Annotated in this window: 17 protein-coding genes; 12 read left to right on the top strand and 5 right to left on the bottom strand. The window is 73.8% G+C overall.

Features of this window, described 5'->3' with window-relative positions:
- Nucleotides 1-5: 5 nt before the first annotated feature.
- Both AC07AZ_RS31375 and AC07AZ_RS31370 read right to left on the bottom strand, forming a co-directional pair.
- Nucleotides 6-1,454, bottom strand: coding sequence for a hydrolase (locus AC07AZ_RS31375; RefSeq protein WP_478853721.1), 1,449 nt, complete (start codon nucleotides 1,452-1,454; stop codon nucleotides 6-8).
- 116 nt (nucleotides 1,455-1,570) lie between these two features.
- Nucleotides 1,571-2,206 carry an eCIS core domain-containing protein gene (locus AC07AZ_RS31370; protein WP_478853719.1) on the bottom strand — a complete coding sequence of 212 codons (636 nt, stop codon included), beginning with the start codon at nucleotides 2,204-2,206 and terminating at the stop codon, nucleotides 1,571-1,573.
- A gap of 246 nt (nucleotides 2,207-2,452) precedes the next feature.
- On the opposite strand from AC07AZ_RS31370, the gene AC07AZ_RS31365 reads away from it, so the two are divergent.
- From AC07AZ_RS31365 to AC07AZ_RS31350, 4 genes are all read left to right on the top strand, one after another.
- Nucleotides 2,453-4,036 (top strand): phage tail sheath family protein, encoded by a 1,584-nt coding sequence (locus AC07AZ_RS31365; RefSeq protein WP_478853717.1) that lies wholly within the window; start codon nucleotides 2,453-2,455, stop codon nucleotides 4,034-4,036.
- A 68-nt stretch (nucleotides 4,037-4,104) separates the two neighbouring features.
- Nucleotides 4,105-4,548, top strand: coding sequence for a phage tail protein (locus tag AC07AZ_RS31360; RefSeq protein WP_356034870.1), 444 nt, complete (start codon nucleotides 4,105-4,107; stop codon nucleotides 4,546-4,548).
- Nucleotides 4,548-5,051: a hypothetical protein gene (locus tag AC07AZ_RS31355; protein ID WP_478853715.1), complete on the top strand. Its 504-nt coding sequence runs from the start codon at nucleotides 4,548-4,550 to the stop codon at nucleotides 5,049-5,051. Before AC07AZ_RS31360 ends, AC07AZ_RS31355 begins: the two co-directional genes overlap by 1 nt.
- Nucleotides 5,048-5,206 carry a DUF6760 family protein gene (locus AC07AZ_RS31350; RefSeq protein WP_356034875.1) on the top strand — a complete coding sequence of 53 codons (159 nt, stop codon included), beginning with the start codon at nucleotides 5,048-5,050 and terminating at the stop codon, nucleotides 5,204-5,206. Before AC07AZ_RS31355 ends, AC07AZ_RS31350 begins: the two co-directional genes overlap by 4 nt.
- Here AC07AZ_RS31350 and AC07AZ_RS31345 read toward each other — a convergent pair.
- From AC07AZ_RS31345 to AC07AZ_RS31335, 3 genes are all read right to left on the bottom strand, one after another.
- Entirely contained in the window at nucleotides 5,155-5,547 is a 393-nt protein-coding gene (locus tag AC07AZ_RS31345; protein WP_478853712.1) for a hypothetical protein, read from the bottom strand. The genes AC07AZ_RS31350 and AC07AZ_RS31345 overlap by 52 nt on opposite strands.
- A gap of 1,818 nt (nucleotides 5,548-7,365) precedes the next feature.
- Complete coding sequence (locus AC07AZ_RS31340; protein WP_478853710.1) at nucleotides 7,366-7,674, bottom strand: hypothetical protein; 309 nt, start codon at nucleotides 7,672-7,674, stop codon at nucleotides 7,366-7,368.
- A 354-nt stretch (nucleotides 7,675-8,028) separates the two neighbouring features.
- Nucleotides 8,029-8,262 (bottom strand): hypothetical protein, encoded by a 234-nt coding sequence (locus AC07AZ_RS31335; protein WP_478853708.1) that lies wholly within the window; start codon nucleotides 8,260-8,262, stop codon nucleotides 8,029-8,031.
- A gap of 565 nt (nucleotides 8,263-8,827) precedes the next feature.
- On the opposite strand from AC07AZ_RS31335, the gene AC07AZ_RS31330 reads away from it, so the two are divergent.
- From AC07AZ_RS31330 to AC07AZ_RS31295, 8 genes are all read left to right on the top strand, one after another.
- The gene (locus AC07AZ_RS31330) at nucleotides 8,828-9,139 is read left to right on the top strand and encodes a hypothetical protein (RefSeq protein WP_478853706.1); all 312 of its coding nucleotides are present in this window, start codon (nucleotides 8,828-8,830) and stop codon (nucleotides 9,137-9,139) included.
- Nucleotides 9,140-9,208: 69 nt separating this feature from the next.
- Nucleotides 9,209-9,631 carry a phage tail protein gene (locus AC07AZ_RS31325; protein WP_478853704.1) on the top strand — a complete coding sequence of 141 codons (423 nt, stop codon included), beginning with the start codon at nucleotides 9,209-9,211 and terminating at the stop codon, nucleotides 9,629-9,631.
- A 13-nt stretch (nucleotides 9,632-9,644) separates the two neighbouring features.
- Nucleotides 9,645-10,367, top strand: coding sequence for a CIS tube protein (locus tag AC07AZ_RS31320; RefSeq protein ID WP_478853702.1), 723 nt, complete (start codon nucleotides 9,645-9,647; stop codon nucleotides 10,365-10,367).
- Nucleotides 10,367-12,268 (top strand): VgrG-related protein, encoded by a 1,902-nt coding sequence (locus AC07AZ_RS31315; protein WP_478853700.1) that lies wholly within the window; start codon nucleotides 10,367-10,369, stop codon nucleotides 12,266-12,268. The genes AC07AZ_RS31320 and AC07AZ_RS31315 overlap by 1 nt, the downstream gene beginning before the upstream one ends.
- 67 nt (nucleotides 12,269-12,335) lie before the next feature.
- Nucleotides 12,336-12,776, top strand: coding sequence for a GPW/gp25 family protein (locus AC07AZ_RS31310; protein WP_478853698.1), 441 nt, complete (start codon nucleotides 12,336-12,338; stop codon nucleotides 12,774-12,776).
- Nucleotides 12,776-14,737, top strand: coding sequence for a putative baseplate assembly protein (locus tag AC07AZ_RS31305; protein WP_478853696.1), 1,962 nt, complete (start codon nucleotides 12,776-12,778; stop codon nucleotides 14,735-14,737). Before AC07AZ_RS31310 ends, AC07AZ_RS31305 begins: the two co-directional genes overlap by 1 nt.
- 31 nt (nucleotides 14,738-14,768) lie before the next feature.
- Nucleotides 14,769-15,335, top strand: a complete 567-nt coding sequence (locus tag AC07AZ_RS31300) for a phage tail protein (RefSeq protein WP_478853694.1) — start codon at nucleotides 14,769-14,771, stop codon at nucleotides 15,333-15,335.
- A complete protein-coding gene (locus AC07AZ_RS31295) occupies nucleotides 15,332-16,990 on the top strand; it encodes an NADase-type glycan-binding domain-containing protein (protein WP_478853692.1) in 1,659 nt (552 codons plus the stop codon). Before AC07AZ_RS31300 ends, AC07AZ_RS31295 begins: the two co-directional genes overlap by 4 nt.
- The last annotated feature ends 28 nt before the right edge of the window (nucleotides 16,991-17,018 follow it).

Raw genomic sequence — 17,018 nt, 5'->3', positions numbered from 1 at the left:
ACCCGTCATACCGTGAGCTTGACAGCTTCGAGCCAGTGGCCGTTCTCCATGGCACCGCCGAACTCGAAGTCGGTGCGCGGGCCGGCACACTCCTGGTTGCTCCACCCGATGTCGTGGACGTGGGAGCTCTCACAGACCTGGCCGCTGCCGATGTTGATGGCGAAGCCCGTCATGTAGGGAGCGTCCTTCTTCGAGCTGCCGATGTAGTTGTCCTCGCGGTCCGGGACGATCGGCGTCCAGTCCGGAATCCACCTGCCCTTGCCGTCGGTCGACTCGGGGTTGTACACGAAGGCGTTGGCGGCCGAGCCCGCCGCGCCGGCCACCGCGACGTTGAGGGCCTTGATCGGCTTCTCCTGGCCGGTCGTGCCGGCGATCGTGCCGTCGCACACCGGCTTCTGCCAGCCGTCCCCGGTGACGTAGGCGCGGTAGCAGATGTGGCGCCCGCCGGGGTCGTCCTTGGCGAGGCGGCGCACGGCCGTGGCGGCGGTGTCCGGCTTCGGCTTCGGCTTCGCGGTCACGGTGGCCGTGGCGCCGCCACCGCCTCCACCTCCGCCTCCTCCGCCGCCGCCCCCTCCGGACGCGGGCTCCTGCGTCTGCTGCGTCACGACGGGCGCCGAGACCTCGGCGCTGGGCAGGGCCGGCGGGCTCGGCGACACCGAGGGGTTGGGCGCGAGGGTGGCTCCGGCTTCGACGGTCTGTTCGTCGGCGCCGCTTCTGACGTTGGGTTTGTAGGCGATCCACAGCATCGTGAACGTCAGGGCGAGGGCGAAGAAGAGACCGAAGAACGTCGCCAGCCAGCGCGGCAGGAACCCCCGCTGCACATACGTCCCCTCCACCGGCAACGGCTTCGCACCCGACCGCAGCACCGACACCGTGAACGGCCGCTGCTCCTTCGCCCCGAACCAGATGATGTCCCGCGGCTTCAACGTCGCCTTCACGAACACCGCACGACCCGGCTCCACCTGCACACTGCCCGGACGGATCTCATACGACAACTGATCGCCCGTGTCACTGCCACTGAGCGACGCCGTCAGCTTCGTGTTGCCCAGATTGTCGATCGCCAGCCTCGGCCGCCCCCGGAACCGCCCCTTCACCGTCGGCGGCACCAACTCCGCCCGCACCTCCGAGAACGGCGTCACCGTCAGATTGCCCTCCGGAACCGTCGTCGCCTCCGGATGCTCCGTCGGCGTGATCCGCACCGCATACGGATTCGGCCCCGCCAACGCGTCCGGCGACCTCGGCGGCGCGAACGTCAGCTCCACCGTCCCCGTCGTCCCCGGAAACAACCGCAGACTCGCAGGCTCCACCGACGTCCACGGCGCGACCGGCCCCACCGCCTCGAACCGGTACTCGTCCACCACATCACCGGTGTTGCGCAACCTCAACCGCACACGCGTACTGCCACCCGGGTCCACAGTCGCGGAGGCGGGTTCCAGAGAAGTCCACAGGCTCACGCGTCGACGCTAGTGCGGCGGGCACGACGGGGCAGGAGCCTTGAGTGCACAGCTCGCTGCCCTCGCGGCCCTCCCGGGTGCGCCGCCGCCCCGGAAGGGAACGGGGACCGGGGCCGTCAGGGGCCGCTCAGGTCGGGGGCGCCGCCCTGGGCCATCCTGCGGCCGTTCTCGGCGGACTTGCGCTCGAACTTGTCCCCGGGCGAGGACACCTTGGCCCCCGACCCGTTGTCGGTGCCCGAGACCTGCCCCATGCTCTGCTGGCGGACGTGGTCGAGCTCGTGGAACATCGTCTCGTCGTCGAGGCGGGACGCCCCCGCGACGATGTCCGAACCCGTGGTGTAGGCCTTGGCCTGGAACTCCTGGGCGGAGCGCTGCGCCACCGGCCCGGAGTGCACCCGCACATGGGCGAAGCTCATGCCGTACGCCTGCTCCGCCCGCTGCTGGATGCGCGGCTCCAGTCGCGAGGCGGGCGAGTCGACCGCGTCGAAGACCGACGAACGCCGCTGCACGGAGGGCTGATCCTCCGCCCGCTGGACGGCCGCCGGCTCGTGGCCGCAGTCCGCGCCGTGCTCGTGCCGCGCCTCCCCGATCGCGCGGGTCACCGCCGCGTTGCCCGCGGCGCGCTGCAGCGCGAGCAGCGGCGGCAGTGACGCGGCCGGCCCGGACGGGACGGCGCCGGGCTTCCGGTGCGCGGGGGTCCGCTCGGCGGGCTTGCGGTCGGCGGACGAACGGTTCTCTTCGTGTGCGCGCATGGGCCTTCCCGGTCCGGGCGACGGGTGGTCTTCCTCCCCGGAATAACGCACCGGGCGGCGCGGCGGAAGGTCCGAAGGGGCAGACCTCGGGGCGTGGCCGCCGGCCGGCGGGACGGGAGGGCGCGACGGACTGCCCTTGCGGGCAGCGGAGTTGCCCCCGGTCCGGCACCGGCGGACGTTTCGCCCGGCGCCCGCGCGCGTGAGGCTGGAGGACGTTCCTGTCTCGTACCCCGAGGAGAGCAGAGCATGCCGTCCTACCTGTCGCCCGGCGTATACGTCGAGGAGGTGGCCAGCGGCTCGCGCCCCATCGAGGGAGTGGGCACATCGGTCGCGGCCTTCGTCGGACTCGCGCCGACCGGTCCGTTGAACGAGCCGACGCTGGTGACCAACTGGACTCAGTACGTCGCGGCCTTCGGTGCCTTCACCGACGGCTACTACCTCGCGCACTCGGTCTACGGCTTCTTCAACAACGGCGGTTCGGCGGCCTACGTCGTGCGGGTCGGCGGCTCCGCCGACGGCGCGTCCGAGGGTTCCTCCCCGGCCGCCGCGCTGAACGGTTCCACCGCTCCGGCCGCGCTGCCGCCGGGTGAGCCCAAGCAGCTCGGCACCTTCTCGGTGACGGCCATCGCGAGCGGTTCGCTGAGCGTCGAGGTCGCCGACCCCGAGGGCGAGGGCCCCGCCGAGCGGTTCCGGCTGATCGTGAAGGACGCCGACAAGCCCGTCGAGACCTTCGACGTCAGCGCCAAGAAGGGCGGCCGCAACTACGTCGTCACGCAGGTGAAGGAGCGCTCGAAGCTCATCACCGTGCAGGAGGCCGCGCCGGCCGCGCAGCTCGTCCGGCCCGACAACCAGACCGTGGCGCTCGCGTCCCCGGCCACCGCGGCCGCCCCGGCCGCGCCGGCCGACGAGGACGACGCCCACCCCGGCCCCGCCGAGTACCTCGGTGACTCCGCCGACCGCACCGGCTTCGGCGGCCTGGAGGCGGTGGACGAGATCTCGATGGTCGCCGTCCCCGACCTGATGGCCGCCTACCAGCGCGGCGCGATCGACCTGGAGGCCGTCAAGGCGGTCCAGCTCGGTCTGATCGCGCACTGCGAGCTGATGGGCGACCGCGTCGCGGTGATCGACCCGCCGCCCGGCCTCAACGCCCGTCAGGTGCGCGTCTGGCGTCAGGAGACCGCGGGCTACGACTCCAAGTACGCGGCCCTGTACTACCCGTGGATCAAGGTCTTCGACCCCGCCTCCGGACAGTCCCGGGTGATCCCGCCGAGCGGTCACGTCGCCGGCATCTGGGCCCGCAACGACTTCGAACGCGGTGTGCACAAGGCGCCGGCCAACGAGGTCGTACGCGGTGCGGTGGACCTGGAGATCCAGATCACCCGCGGTGAGCAGGACCTGCTCAACCCCATCGGCGTCAACTGCATCCGCGCCTTCCCGGGCCGCGGCATCCGCGTCTGGGGCGCCCGCACCATGTCCTCGGACCCGGCCTGGCGCTACCTGAACGTGCGCCGGTACTTCAACTACCTGGAGGAGTCGATCCTCCTCGGAACCCAGTGGGTGGTGTTCGAGCCCAACGACCACGCGCTGTGGGCCCGGATCCGGCGCAACGTGTCGGCGTTCCTCGTCAACGAGTGGCGCAGCGGCGCCCTCTTCGGCCAGCGGCCGGAGGAGGCGTACTACGTCAAGTGCGACGAGGAGACCAACCCCCCGGAGTCGGTGGACGTGGGCCGCGTCATCTGCGAGATCGGTGTCTCGCCGGTCAAGCCGGCCGAGTTCGTGATCTTCCGGCTGGCCCAGTTCTCCAGCGGCGGCGGGGAGCTGGAGGAGTAGGTCCGGCCTGCGCCTCAGTCCCACGCGATCGTCACAAAGCCTTAGAAGGTTAGAAGGACAGCGAACAGATGACTCTCACCCAGGGTGACTCCCTTACCTCACACAATTTCGGTCTCCAGATCGACGGGGTGATGGTCGAGTACCTCACGTCGGTCGACGGCCTCAACATGGAACAGGACGTCATCAAGAGCCCGCAGAACTCCTCGCAGGGCCGGCCCGAGATCACCCTCATGCCGGGCGTGCAGAAGGACGGACAGGTCACCGTGGTGCGCGGGATGACCATGTCCTCGGCGTTCACGACGTGGATCAACGACTCCATCGCCGGCCGGATGGGCACGGCCCGCAAGAACGCGTCGATCATCATGATGGACTACGAGTACAACCCGGTGAAGCGGTACAACATGCGCCGCGCCTGGTGCAGCAAGATCTCCGCCAGCACCCTGAAGGCCGGCGAGGCCTCCGCGCTCACCGAGACCGTGACGATCGTCTTCGAAGAACTGGTCATCGAGTAATGCGCCGTACGGCTGCCAGGGCGGGCGCGGGCCCGATCGTGGACGTCCCGGCGCCGGAGGCGGCGCAGGGGCCGGAGCGGACCGCCGCACCGGCGCCCGCGCCCGCCCCGGCGCCGGTCCCGGCGGCGCAGCCGCTGCGGACCGAGTTCCCCTTCGAACTGCCCCGCGGCTACGTCGACGACGCGGGCACGGTCCACCGGGACGGCGTGATGCGCCTGGCGACGGCCCGGGACGAGCTGATCCCGCTGCGGGACGTCCGTGTCCAGGAGAACCCCGCCTACCTGTCGGTGGTCCTGCTGGGCCGGGTCATCACCCGCCTCGGCACACTGCCGATGGTGCACGACGGGATCGTGGAGAACATGTTCGCCTCCGACCTCGCGTTCCTCCAGGACTTCTACCGCCAGGTGAACGCCGAGGGCCACACCCGGGCGGCGGTGGAGTGCCCCCACTGCTCGGAGCCCTTCGAGGTGGAACTCGGCGGGAGCCGCCTGGGGGAATCGTGACGTACGCGACCGACCGGCTGCACGAGGAGATCGCGTACGTCGCCTACCACTTCCACTGGAGCCTGGAGGAGATCCTGGACCTCGAACACGAGGACCGCCGCCGCTACACGCAGCAGATCGCGTCCCTGGTGACGCGGGCCGGGTCGGAGGGCTGACCGATGGCGTTCCTGGACCGGCTGCGCGGGCGTACGAACACGACGGCGGCCACACCGCCCCCGGCCGGCACCGCCGCGCCCGCGCCCACACCCGTGTCCACGGGCGGTGGCCCGGTGGTGGCCGCCTCCTGGTCGGGGCTGCCGCCGATCCAGCGGGCCATGACCGAGGGGCGGGCCGCGGTCGCGGACGCCCGGTTCAGCGGGCGGCTGCCGACGTGGCAGAACCCGTCCTTCATGGGCACGGCGTCCCACGCGGTGCTGGACGGCCGGTCCGGCGCGATGCTGGGCGAGCCGGCCCACGCGCCCTCGGGCCGACCCGTGCCGGGCCTCGAACGCCCCACGGGCACCCTGCCGTTGGGCGGCGCCGAACCGACCGTGCAACGCGCTCCGGCGGTACCCCTGCGGGTCCTCCCGCACGGCGGACCGGCGTCCCCGGGACACCCCTCGCCCACGAAGAACCCGGCGCGGGCCACGCCCGTGCCGGTCGGGGGAGCCGGCGGGGCGGGTTCCCGTCCGGGTGCGGGTGCGGCGCGTGGCCCGGCCGCGCGGGCGGCCTCGGCGACGGCGGCGGCTTCTGCTGCTCGGACGAGTACGCCGTCGGGTGCGCCGGCTTCTCCGGCCGGGGTGAGCGGTCCGGGCGGACAGGCTCCCTCGGTCCAGCGTGCGGTCGCGGACGGTGTCGGTCCCGGTTCCTCGGTCTCCCCGGTGCTTCCTCCTCCCCCGGTTCCCTCCGTGGTTCCTCCGGTGGTTCAGCGGTCACACGGGGCGCAGGTCGCTCCGGCAGTGCAGGTGTCTCCCGGCGCCTCGGGGGCTTCGGCGGGTTCGGGGGCCTCGACGGCTGCCGGGGCTTCCGTGTCGTCGTCCGGCGGCGGTCCGGCGTCCGCGCCGGCTCCGGTCGCCACGACCGGGCCGGCCACCCCGGCGGTGCGGCCCGCCGTACGCCCTGCCCCCGGTGTCCGGGTGACTCCGGTGCCGGCGCAGCAGGCGTCCCGGCCGAGGTCCCTGACGACGGCGCAGGCCGCGCCGCACGCGGTACAGCGGCGGACGCTGCCGGTGCCGCGCCGGACACCCGCCCCGACAGGCGGTACGACGCCCGGGGCGGGCGGGCCGTCCTCCACGAGGTCGACGGAGGCGGGTGGAGCGGACGTTCACCCCGCCACGCCCGTTTCCGGAGGTCACACCCCCGTCCAGCGGGACGTGGCTCCGCCCGGTGCGGGTACGGCGGAACGGTCCGCCGCCACGGTGGCCGGCGGCGCTCCCGACAGCACGCCGCGCTCTTCCGGCACCGGCGGTACGGCCGCCGGTGGCGCACCGGTACAGCGGGCGGTGACCCGGCCGGCCGGCGACGGACGTCCGGCGACCGGCGGTCCGCCGCCGCCCTCGGGCACGACCGGCGGCCGGCCTCCCGCCCCCGGCGACCGGCCGAGCGGACCGACGCCGGCTCCCGCGGCTCCGCGTGCGGCGGACCCGGGTGTCGGCGGAGGGCAGCGCCCCGTCCAGCGGCGGACGACGTCCGGATCCACGTCCGGATCCACGTCCGGATCGGGCTCGGTGTCCGGCTCCGGCCAACCGCCCACTCCCTCGGCCGACCCGGGGACCGTGTCCCGGTCGACGCCCCCGGCAGGCTCGACGGCTGCGCCCGCTTCGACGTCTGCGTCTACGTCTGCTCCTGCTCCTGCTCCTCGTGAGACGGCCGCCGGCTCCGGTGGATCGACGCCCGCCGTCCAGCGGCGGCCCGTGTCCGACTCGGGTTCGGCAGCCGCCACGGCTCCTGTGGCCCCCCGCACGACCGGCTCCGGCTCCGGCTCCGGCTCCGGCTCCGGCTCCGGCTCCGGTGGGGCCCTGCCACCCGTCCAGCGCCGGTCGGCGGCCGACTCCGGGTCCGTGCCGGTAGCCCCCGCGGCCCCGCGTCCGGCCGGTGCCGGCGGCGGGTCCCGGCCCACCGTCCAGCGCCAGCCGGCTACCGGCTCCCCCGCCGCTCCGGCAGCCTCCACGCCCCCGGCGCCCCCCGCGGTCCCGCGCACGACCGGCACCGGTTCGGAAGCCGGGCAGCCCCCGGTCCAGCGCCGACCGGACTCCACCACCGGCCCGGCAGCCCCCACACCTCCCGCCGCCGTACGCGCGACGACCTCCGGCACCGACGCGGGCGCGGGCGAATCTCAGCCCACCGTCCAGCGCCGGGCCGCCTCCGGCTCCCGCCTGCCGCAGCCCTCGCCGTCCGGCGGTGGAGCGAGCGGCCCGGCGGCGACCCCGCCTCCTCCCGCTCCTGCCGTCACCCCGCACCAGGCGGCCACCGCTTCCGGTGCCGGAACGCCCCCCGTCCAGCGCCGCCCGGTGTCCGCGTCGGACGACAGCGGCCGTACCCCCTCCTCCACACCCGCGCAGGCACCCGCACCCGCACCCAGCCGTCCCGAGAGCCCCCCGGTGGCACCCGCCGGCCAGGCCGGCACGGCACCCGGATCCACCACCGTGCCCTCCGCCGGTGCCCGTCCCGCAGCCGGTGCGGTACAGCGGGCTGCGGTCTCGCCGAGCCCCGCGGGCACCCCGCCCACGCCCACCGCGCGGCCCGGGCACACCCCGAGCGCCGGCTCTCCCGCAACTCGTCCGGCCACGACGGCCGTACAGCGCGCGGCTGTCGGTCCCGAGAGCTCCGCGGCGACCGCGCACCAGCCAGTGACCGGCGCGGCCCCCTCCGGCTCTCCGCGCCCGACGGCCGGATCCACCCCGTCGGCCGCCGCACCCGCACGGCCCGCCGGGGACATCACGCCCCCGGCCACCGCACCGAGCGACCCCCAGGCCCTCGCGGCGCCGGCCGCCCGCTCCTACGGCGTGACCCCTCCCGTGCAGCGCAGCGCCTCCGGTCGCCCTCCGCGTCTGGGCCTCGGCGCCCCGATCTCCTCGCAGCCGGTCACCCCCGCGAACCCGCCGGCCCGGCCGGCCCGGCCGGTCCCACCGCTGCCGGTCAACTCGGCGTCGCCGCAGCCGCGTTCGGCGGACGTGTCCCACCCCGCGCCGCCGCCCACCACGTCACCGGTCGTCCAGCGGACCTCCGCCACGGCACCCTCCGTGCCCGGGCGCCGTCGCTCTCCCCTGGGCGCCCCCCTGAGCAGCTCACCCGCCGGCGCGGCCCCTCTCCAGGCGGCCCCGTCCGGTTCTGCGACACCGCCTGCCGGGGCACCGGGACAGCCGACGGCCCCCCTCGCCGCCGCCCCCGCACCCGCACCCGCGCCGCCCACCCCGGCCATACCCCAGCCGTTGCCCCAGCCCCAGCCCCAGCCCGCCTCAACGCCCCTCGTCACTCCGGCCGTTCAACGCCTGACGGCCCCCACCAGGGCCGTACCCCTGCGTCACCCGGCGCCCCCCACCTTCACCACCAGCGCGTCCACCACCAGCACCGGCAGCGCTCCCCTCCCCGTGGCTCCGCTCACCCGCCCCTCGCTTCCCGTGTCGGCGCCTCCCGCCGTCCCCGGCTCGGCCGGCGCTCCGGCGCCCGTCGTGCAGCGTCTGTGGAACCGGAGCAAGAACCAGGTAAAGGCTCCGCACAGGCCCCCCGTCAGGTCCTCGGCCACGGGTGCCCTCGCGGCCGCCGCCGCGGCCACCGTGCACAGCACGCTGCCCCTGGTGCCGCACCCGCCCGCGCGCGGACACCGGGCCGACCCGCCACCGCCGTACACGCCTCACGGCAGCACGTCCCAGCAGGCGCCGCCCCCGTACTCGCCCCCGGCGCGCACGTCGTCGTCCGCGCACGCGCCGACGCCACCGCCACCGGAGTACACGGCGGTCCCGGCCGGTGGGTTCGACCCGCGTGAGCTCACCGACTTCCAGCTCGACGAACTGGTGCACCGGATCATCGGCCGTATCACCCGGCTGATCCGCACCGAACTGCGCATGGACCGTGAACGGATCGGCAAGCTCCGCGACCCCCGCCACTGACCGGCCCCCGGCTCACACCGCCCCACCGGCACGAACGACCGGCACGAACGACAGAAAGGCCCACCCGCGATGCCCCGCCAGGACCCGGGCTCCACCATCTGGTTCACCCTCAGCATCGACGGCGAGAGCCTCGGCTACTTCAACGGCTGTGAAGGGCTGTCGTCGCAGGTGGAGGTCGAGCACCGCCAGGAGGGCGGCAACAACGGCTTCGTGTGGCAGCTGCCGACCCGTGTCACCTTCTCCACGATCCGGCTGACCCGTCCGCTGACCCCGGACACCACCAAGGTCGCCAAGTGGATCTCGTCTGTGCAGACCGGGATCAAGCGGCCGACCGCGCAGATCTCGGCGCTCCGCGCGGACGGGTCGGAGGTCGCGCGGTGGGGGCTGCTCGAGGTGCTGCCGGTCAGCTGGACGGGACCGAGCCTGGACCCGGCCAACCCGGCCGTCGCGACGGAGGTCCTCGAGATCGCCCACCACGGGTTCACGGACTGAGGGGGCGACAGACATGGCGACAGGCAGCAAGGGCGCGGGCAAGAGTCTGGTCCGCGCCACCCTCGCGATCCACGAGCCCCCCGTCGGGGGCAGCACCACGCCGGGCGGGATCATCAAGACCTTCAGCTTCGACTTCAACCCCTCCCAGCTGTCGCTGACCCGCCGCGCGCAGTGGAAGTCCACCCCCGCGCAGATCGAACGCGACGGTTCGCTCCCGGAGTTCATGGGTGCGGAGCCGCGCGAGATGAGCGTGGAGATCTTCCTCGACTCCTCCGACAAGCCGACCAGCAACACGGTGTTGAAGAAGGTGGAGTCGCTGCTCGACTGCTGCGAGGTGACCACCAAGAGCATCGCCGCCAAGCAGCCGTCGCCGCCCTGGGTGGTCTTCCAGTGGGGGTCGTTCTCGACGGCCCGCTTCACGGCGTACGTCAGTGCCGTGGAGGCCGCCTACTCGCTGTTCGGCACCACCGGTGTCCCCATCCGCGCGACCTGCCGGCTGCAGCTGCACGAGATCCCCAGCAAGACCAAGGGGCAGAACCCGACGTCGGGAGCGCTGACCGCGCAGCGCGTGCACCGGGTGGTGGCGGGGGACTCGCTCCAGTCGCTGGCCTGGCGTGAGTACGGCGACGCGAGCGCGTGGCGCTCCATCGCGAACGCCAACGGCATCGACGACCCGGGGCAGTTGCGCAACGGCGTGGAACTGGTGCTGCCCGCCGCCGACGAGGTGCGCGGCTGATGCCCCGGTACGCGTTCTCCAACGTCATCGGGGTGAAGATCGGCGGCGCCGACCTGCCGTCCGAATACGCCCGCGGCCTGGTCGAGAGCTGGGTCGACCAGGGCGCCGGTGTGCCCGCCGCGTTCCGGCTCACCTTCCGCGACCCCTACCGGCTGATCCTCGGCAAGCTGAACGTCACCTTCGGCACGAAGGTCGTCCTCACCCCGATGGCCGACGGCCAGGGCGCCGGGGACCCCCTGCTGACCGGCGAGGTCACCGGCCTGGAGGCCGACTACGACGGCACCGGCACCTTCACCGTCATCCGCGGCTACGACTACGGGCACCGGCTGCTGCGCCAGCGCCGGGTGGCCGCGTACCGCAACCAGAGCGCGGCCGACATCGCGCGCAAGCTGGCCGCCCAGGACGGGGTGCCGGTCGGGCGGATCCAGTCGACGAAGACGGTGTACGACTTCATCAGCCAGTCCAACGTCACCGACTGGGACTTCCTCGCGCGGCTCGCCGACGAGAACGAGATGGTCATGTCCGTCGACGCCGACGGCAAGTTCCAGTTCGTGGAGCCGAAACCGTCGTCCGGGGCCCCCTCGCCGAAGACCGAGGGAGACAAGAGCCCCTTCGTGCTCCAGGCCGGCCACGACATCCTGCGGCTGCGGTCCGCCGTCACCGCCGCCGACCAGGTCGCGAAGGTCGAGGCGCGGGGCTGGGACGTCACGACGAAGAAGAAGATCACCGCGACCAGCCCGGGCGACTCCAACCCGGGCATCACCATCGGCACCACGCCCGGCGCGGCGGCCGGCAAGTTCAAGGCGGCCAAGCTGGTCGAGACGGGCACGCCGTACGACAAGCAGAAGGAGGTGGCCTTCGGAGCCGCCGCCCTCGCCGACGACGTCACGTCCTCGTTCGCCGAGCTGGAGGTCATCGCCCGCGGAAACCCCAAGCTGCGCCCGGGAGTTCCGGTGGCGCTCGCGGACGTCGGCCCGCCCTTCGAGGGCAAGTACACGGTCACGTCGGTGCGGCACGTCTTCGGTGACGGCAAGCACTACGAGGCGTGGGTGACCGTCAGCGGACGCCAGTGGCGTTCGCTGTACGGGCTCGCCTCCGGCGGCGCGGGGACCTCGCCCCGGCTGCCCAGCGTGGCCAACGCGCTGGTGACAGACGTACAGGATCCGCTGCGGCAGGGCCGGGTGAAGCTCCAGTTCCCGTGGCTGGACGACGCCTACGTCAGCGACTGGACGCGGACCGTGCAGATGGGCGGCAAGGGCGGGGGCGGGATCTTCCCGATGGACGTCGGCGACGAGGTCCTCGTGGCGTTCGACCGGGGCGCGCTGGACCATCCGTTCGTCATCGGCGGGCTCTACAACGGCCGGGACAAGCCGACCGTGGTCAGTGACGTGCCGCTGCACGACGGGCTGAAGAAACAGGCCACCCGGCACACGGTGTCCGACCGCAAGGGCAACCGCATGGACCTGCTCAGCCAGCAGACCGGCGCCCGCAAGCAGGGCGTACGGCTGCGCACCGGCAACGACAAGCTGACCATCAACCTGGACCGCACCAAGACCGAGATCACGGTGGACAGCGCGGGCAAGGTCACGATCAAGGGCGGCACGTCCGTGTCGGTGGAGGCGGGCACGGACCTCACGCTCAGCGCCCGGCGCAACGTGACCATCAAGAGCGGCGGACTCGTCAACATCCAGGGCCGCGGCATGGTCAACGTCAAGTCCCTCACCGGTGGGGTGATGCTCGACGCGATGGGCGCCCTGAGCCTGAAGGCGGTGGGTGCCGCGACGCTCACCGCGGGCGGCGCCGTACAGGTCAACTCCATCGCCAACGTGGGCATCCGGGCCGTCACCCTCACACTCCAGGGTGCCGTGCTGGTCAACGCCAAGCCGTATCCGCTGCCGTGAACGGGTTCTCCGGAAGCTTCAGCCATGTCAGACACGTCAGAGGTTCGGGAAGGCGGGTGGCTCACTGATGGCCGAGCAGTTCGTCGGGTCCGGCTGGTCGTTCCCGCTGCGCATCGGGCCGACCGGCGGTATCGCCCTGGTCAGCGGGGAGCGGGAGGTCGAGGAGGCGATCCGGCTGGTGCTGTCGACGGCGCCGGGCGAACGCCCCATGCGCCCCGACTTCGGCTGCGCGATCCACGACCTGGTGTTCGCGCCGGTCAACGAGCAGACCGCGGGCCGCATCCAGCACGAGGTGTACGTCAGCCTGGACCGCTGGGAGCCCCGCATCGAGGTCGACGACGTCGAGGTCAGCACCGGTGACGACCAGAGCGTCCTCTTCATCGACGTCCGGTACTCGATCCGCGGCACCAACAACCCGCGCAGCCTCGTCTTCCCGTTCTACGTCATTCCGTCCCACGACGAGCCGGACAGCTCCGGCGCGGGCAACTCCCCCGAAAGTGACCGCTGATGGCCCTGCCCTCACCGAACCTCGACGACCGCCGCTTCCAGCAGTTCGTCGACGACGCCAAGCGCTACATCCAGCAGCGCGCCCCGGAGTGGACCGACCACAACGTCTCCGACCCCGGCGTCACCCTTGTCGAGACGGTCGCGCACATGGCCGACCAGATCGTGTACCGGCTCAACCGGGTGCCGGAGAAGAACCATCTGGCGTTCCTCGACCTGGTCGGGATCACCCTGTTCCCGCCGTCCGCCGCCCGCACCGACGTGACGTTCTGGCTGTCGTCGCCGCAGGAGGAGACCGTGGCGGTGCCGGTCGGCACCGAGGTCGCCACCCTGCGCACCGAGGGCGAGGAGGCGGTCGTCTTCGCCACCGAGCGCGACCTGAACGTCGTGTCCAGTGAGCTGCGCCATCTGCTGGTGCAGGAGCAGGGCCGGCCGGTGGTCGACCGGACGCACGACCTCGCCGAGGACGACAAGGACCTGCTGTGCTTCGCGGAGTCGCCCTCGCCCGGCGACTGCATGCTGCTCGGCCTGAGCGCCGCCGTGCCGCACTGCGCGCTCGCCCTGGACCTGGACAGCCGGGTGGACGGCGTCGGCGTCGACCCGCGGCAGCCGCCGCTGGTGTGGGAGGCGTGGACCGCGGACGGCTGGCAGCCCTGCGAGGTGGACCGGGACGGCACCGGCGGCCTCAACCGCCCCGGCGAGATCGTGCTGCACGTCCCCGGCGGACACGTCCTGTCCCGCAACGCCGGCCACCAGGCCGCCTGGTTGCGCTGCCGGGTCACCGAACCCCTGCCCGGCCAGCCCTTCTACACCACCTCGCCCACCATCCAGGCCGCCGAGGCGTTCACGATCGGCGGCACCACGACGGCCGTGCACGCCGAGACGGTGTACGACGAGGCGCTCGGCGAGTCCACCGGGCTGCCGGGGCAGCGGCTGCGGCTGGAACACGCTCCCGTGGTCGGCGACACCCCGCCGGTGCTGCTGCAGACCGCCGAGCACGACGGCTGGACGGACTGGGAGGTCGTCCCGCACTTCTCGGCCTCGGGACCGGAGGACCGGCACATCACGCTCGACGCGACGACCGGCGAGATCGCCTTCGGCCCGGCCGTGCGCGAACCCGACGGCTCGCTGCGCCAGTACGGCATGGTCGCCCCCAAGGGCTCCCCGGTCCGCGCCCGCCGCTACCGCACCGGCGGGGGCCGCGCGGGCAACGTGGCGCGCGGCGCCGTGCAGATCCTGCGGACCTCCATCCCGTACGTCTCCGAGGTCGTCAACCGGGAGGCGGCGCGCGGCGGTGTGGAGGGCGAGACCGTGCAGGAGGCGAAGGTCCGCGCCCCGATCACCCTGCGCGCCCAGGAGCGGGCGGTGACGCTGCGCGACTACGAGGAGCTGGCCCGCCGGGCCGCCCCCGAGACCGCGCGGATCACCTGCCTGGAGGGCGAGGAGGGTGAGCACGGGGCCTACGCGGTACGGGTGCTGGTGGTGCCGCAGGCGGTCCCGGACCCCGGCGGCCGGCTGCGCTTCGAGCAACTGGTGCCCGGCGACGCCCTGTTGGACCGCATCACCCGCCACCTCGACGAACGCCGGCTGATCGGCACCCGGCTCGCGGTGGGGCCGCCGTACTACCAGGGCGTCACCGTGGTGGCCTCCGTGCACGCCTTCCGGGGCGTCGACACCGACCGGGTGCGCCGGCAGGCCCACGACGCCCTCTACCGGCACCTCGACCCGCTCACCGGCGGCGCGGACGGCAGGGGCTGGCCGTTCGGGCGGCCCGTGCAGGCGGGCGAGGTGTTCGCGGTGCTGCAACGTGTCCCCGGCGTGGAACTCGTCGACGAGGTCGTCCTGCACCCCGCCGACCCGCTGACCGGCAAACGCGGCGAGGCGACCGACCGCATCGACCTGTCGCCGCCGTCCCTGGTGTTCTCCTTCGACCACCGTGTGCGCGTGATCGGGGAGGGCGCCTGATGACCAGCGTCCTCCGGCCCGGGAGCCCCGGATGAGGGGCTCCATCGACGGCCTCGGCTCGTCCGCGCCGATCGGCATGATGCTGCCCGCCGTGTTCGCCGACGACGACCTCGCCATGCGGTTCGTCGCCGGGCTCGACGAGGTGGTCGCGCCCATCCACAGCGTGCTCGACTGCCTCGACACCTACTTCCGGCCGTCCCTCGCCCCGCTCGACTTCACCCAGTGGCTGGGCAGTTGGGTCGGCGCCGAGACCGACGGCACCGAACCCGAACCGCTGCTGCGCGCCGCCGTGGCCGCCGCCGCGCATCTGCACCGCATCCGCGGCACGCGGCGCGGCCTCGCCGAGGCGGTCCGGCTCGCGTTCGGCGTGGAACCCGAGATCACCGAGAGCGGTGCGGCCGACTGGAGCGCCCGCCCGCTCGGCCCGGTCCCCGGCGAACCGCGCCCCCGTCTGCACGTACACCTGCGGCTGCCCGAGCCGACCCGCGCGGACCACCACCGCCTGGACAGCCTCGTGGCCGCCGCGCGCCCAGCCCATATGCCGTACACGGTCCAGGTGACCGCCGGCGAACCCGCCGAAAGGACCCCGGAGAGATGACGACCACCCAGAACTGCGCCGACTGCGGCACCCGCGCGGAGCCTGGCCAGTCGTTCTGCGACGCCTGCGGGGCCGTCCTCAGCTGGACGGACCGGGCGAACGCCCGGGGGGCGAGCGGGGCGTCCGGCGGTGCGTCCGGAGCGGGCGGTTCCTCCGATGGCGCGAGCGGTGCGTCCGATGGCGCGGGCGGTGCGGGCGGTTCCTCCGCCGCGCCGGCCGGCGACGGGGCGGCGGACAGCGGCGGGGAGGGGCCGGACGGTTCCTCCCCTGCCCCCCGCCCGGCCCCCGCCACGGTGGACTCCCTTGCTGCTTCCGGCAGTTCGGCCCCCTCGGGCCCCTCCGCCCCCTCGGCCGGCGACGGTCCCGGGTGGGACGCCTTCGCACGGTCCGACGGAGGTGCGGGACTGGCCCGCACCCAGCGCGAGCTGCTGGGCGCGAGGACGGCCACGGCGGAGCCCGCCACGGCCGCAGCCACCCCCGCCGCCCCGCCCGCCCCCGCCGACGATGCCGACGACACCGCACCGGCGCAGACGGACTCGGCCCGCCCCGCCCCGGGCAACACGCCCTCCTGGGTCCGCACGCAGACCGTCGCACCCGACGCGCCCCCCGCCACCACCACCCCGACGCCCGGCGCCCACCCCGACGCGCCCCCCACGGCCACCGCCACCCCGGCCGTGGACGAGACCGCCGAGACCGAGCCCCTGCGCACCACTGGTGCCCCGAGGCCCGCCCGACCGGCGGCGGGCGGCGACGACATGGCCGACCGGGCCCGCCGCCTGCTCGTCCCGGTCGACGACCCGGAGCCCCGCCCCGCCGCCGCCCCCTCCGTCGCGCCGGTCCTGCCCGGCCGCCCGGCCGCCGCGCGCCCGCAGGTCGTCAGGGCCCCGGGTGAGGAACTCGGCGCGGACGGCGGCATCCCCTGCCCGTGGTGCTCCACCCGCAACCGGCCCGAGCGGCACTTCTGCGCCCGGTGCGCGATGCCCATGACCGGCGACGGGCCCAGGCCGGGCGGTCGTCTGCCGTGGTGGCGCCGGCTCGGCTTCCGCAACCGGGAGGTCCCGTGGGCGGGCGATCGCCCCCGCCTGCGCCGTACCTTCGACCGGGTCCTGTCCTGGCTGGCGGGGGCGGTCGTCCTGACCCTGTTGATCGTGCTGGCGTTCAACATCCCGAAGGGGATCCAGGCGACCCGCGACCACTTCGCCAAACGCGCCTGGGTGGCCCCGGACAGCGTCAGCGCGTCCCGTTCCTATCCGGGCCACAAGCCCGACCTGGCCTTCGACCAGATCAGCAACACCTGGTGGGGGCCGGGGGTGTCCGAGTCGGGCAAGGGCCAGTGGATCGAGGCCCGCTTCGACGAGCCGACCCGGCTGCTCGACCTGATCATCACGCCGGGCGTCTCCTCCCGCGCCGACCAGAACTCGAAGGCGGCCCTTCCACACCGGCTCCAGGCCGTCATCACCACGGACAAGGGGAAGACCATCACGCGGAAGATCGTCCTCGACCAGGGGGCCGGCGGCCAGCTGCGCGCCTTCCGGGTCGGCACGGTCACCAAGGTCCGCTTCGTCATCGAGTCCGCCCACCGGGCCTCGCCGAGCAAGCAGGTGTCCATCGCCGAGATCGAGTTCTTCGGACCGTCGAGCGCCAACTCCTCCTGACTCCCCCACGCGACGAGGTGCCGGCACC

Source organism: Streptomyces sp. NPDC043878 (assembly GCF_056435735.1).
The sequence above is the reverse complement of the archived record's forward strand: the minus strand, read 5'-3'. Positions and strand labels throughout refer to the sequence as shown.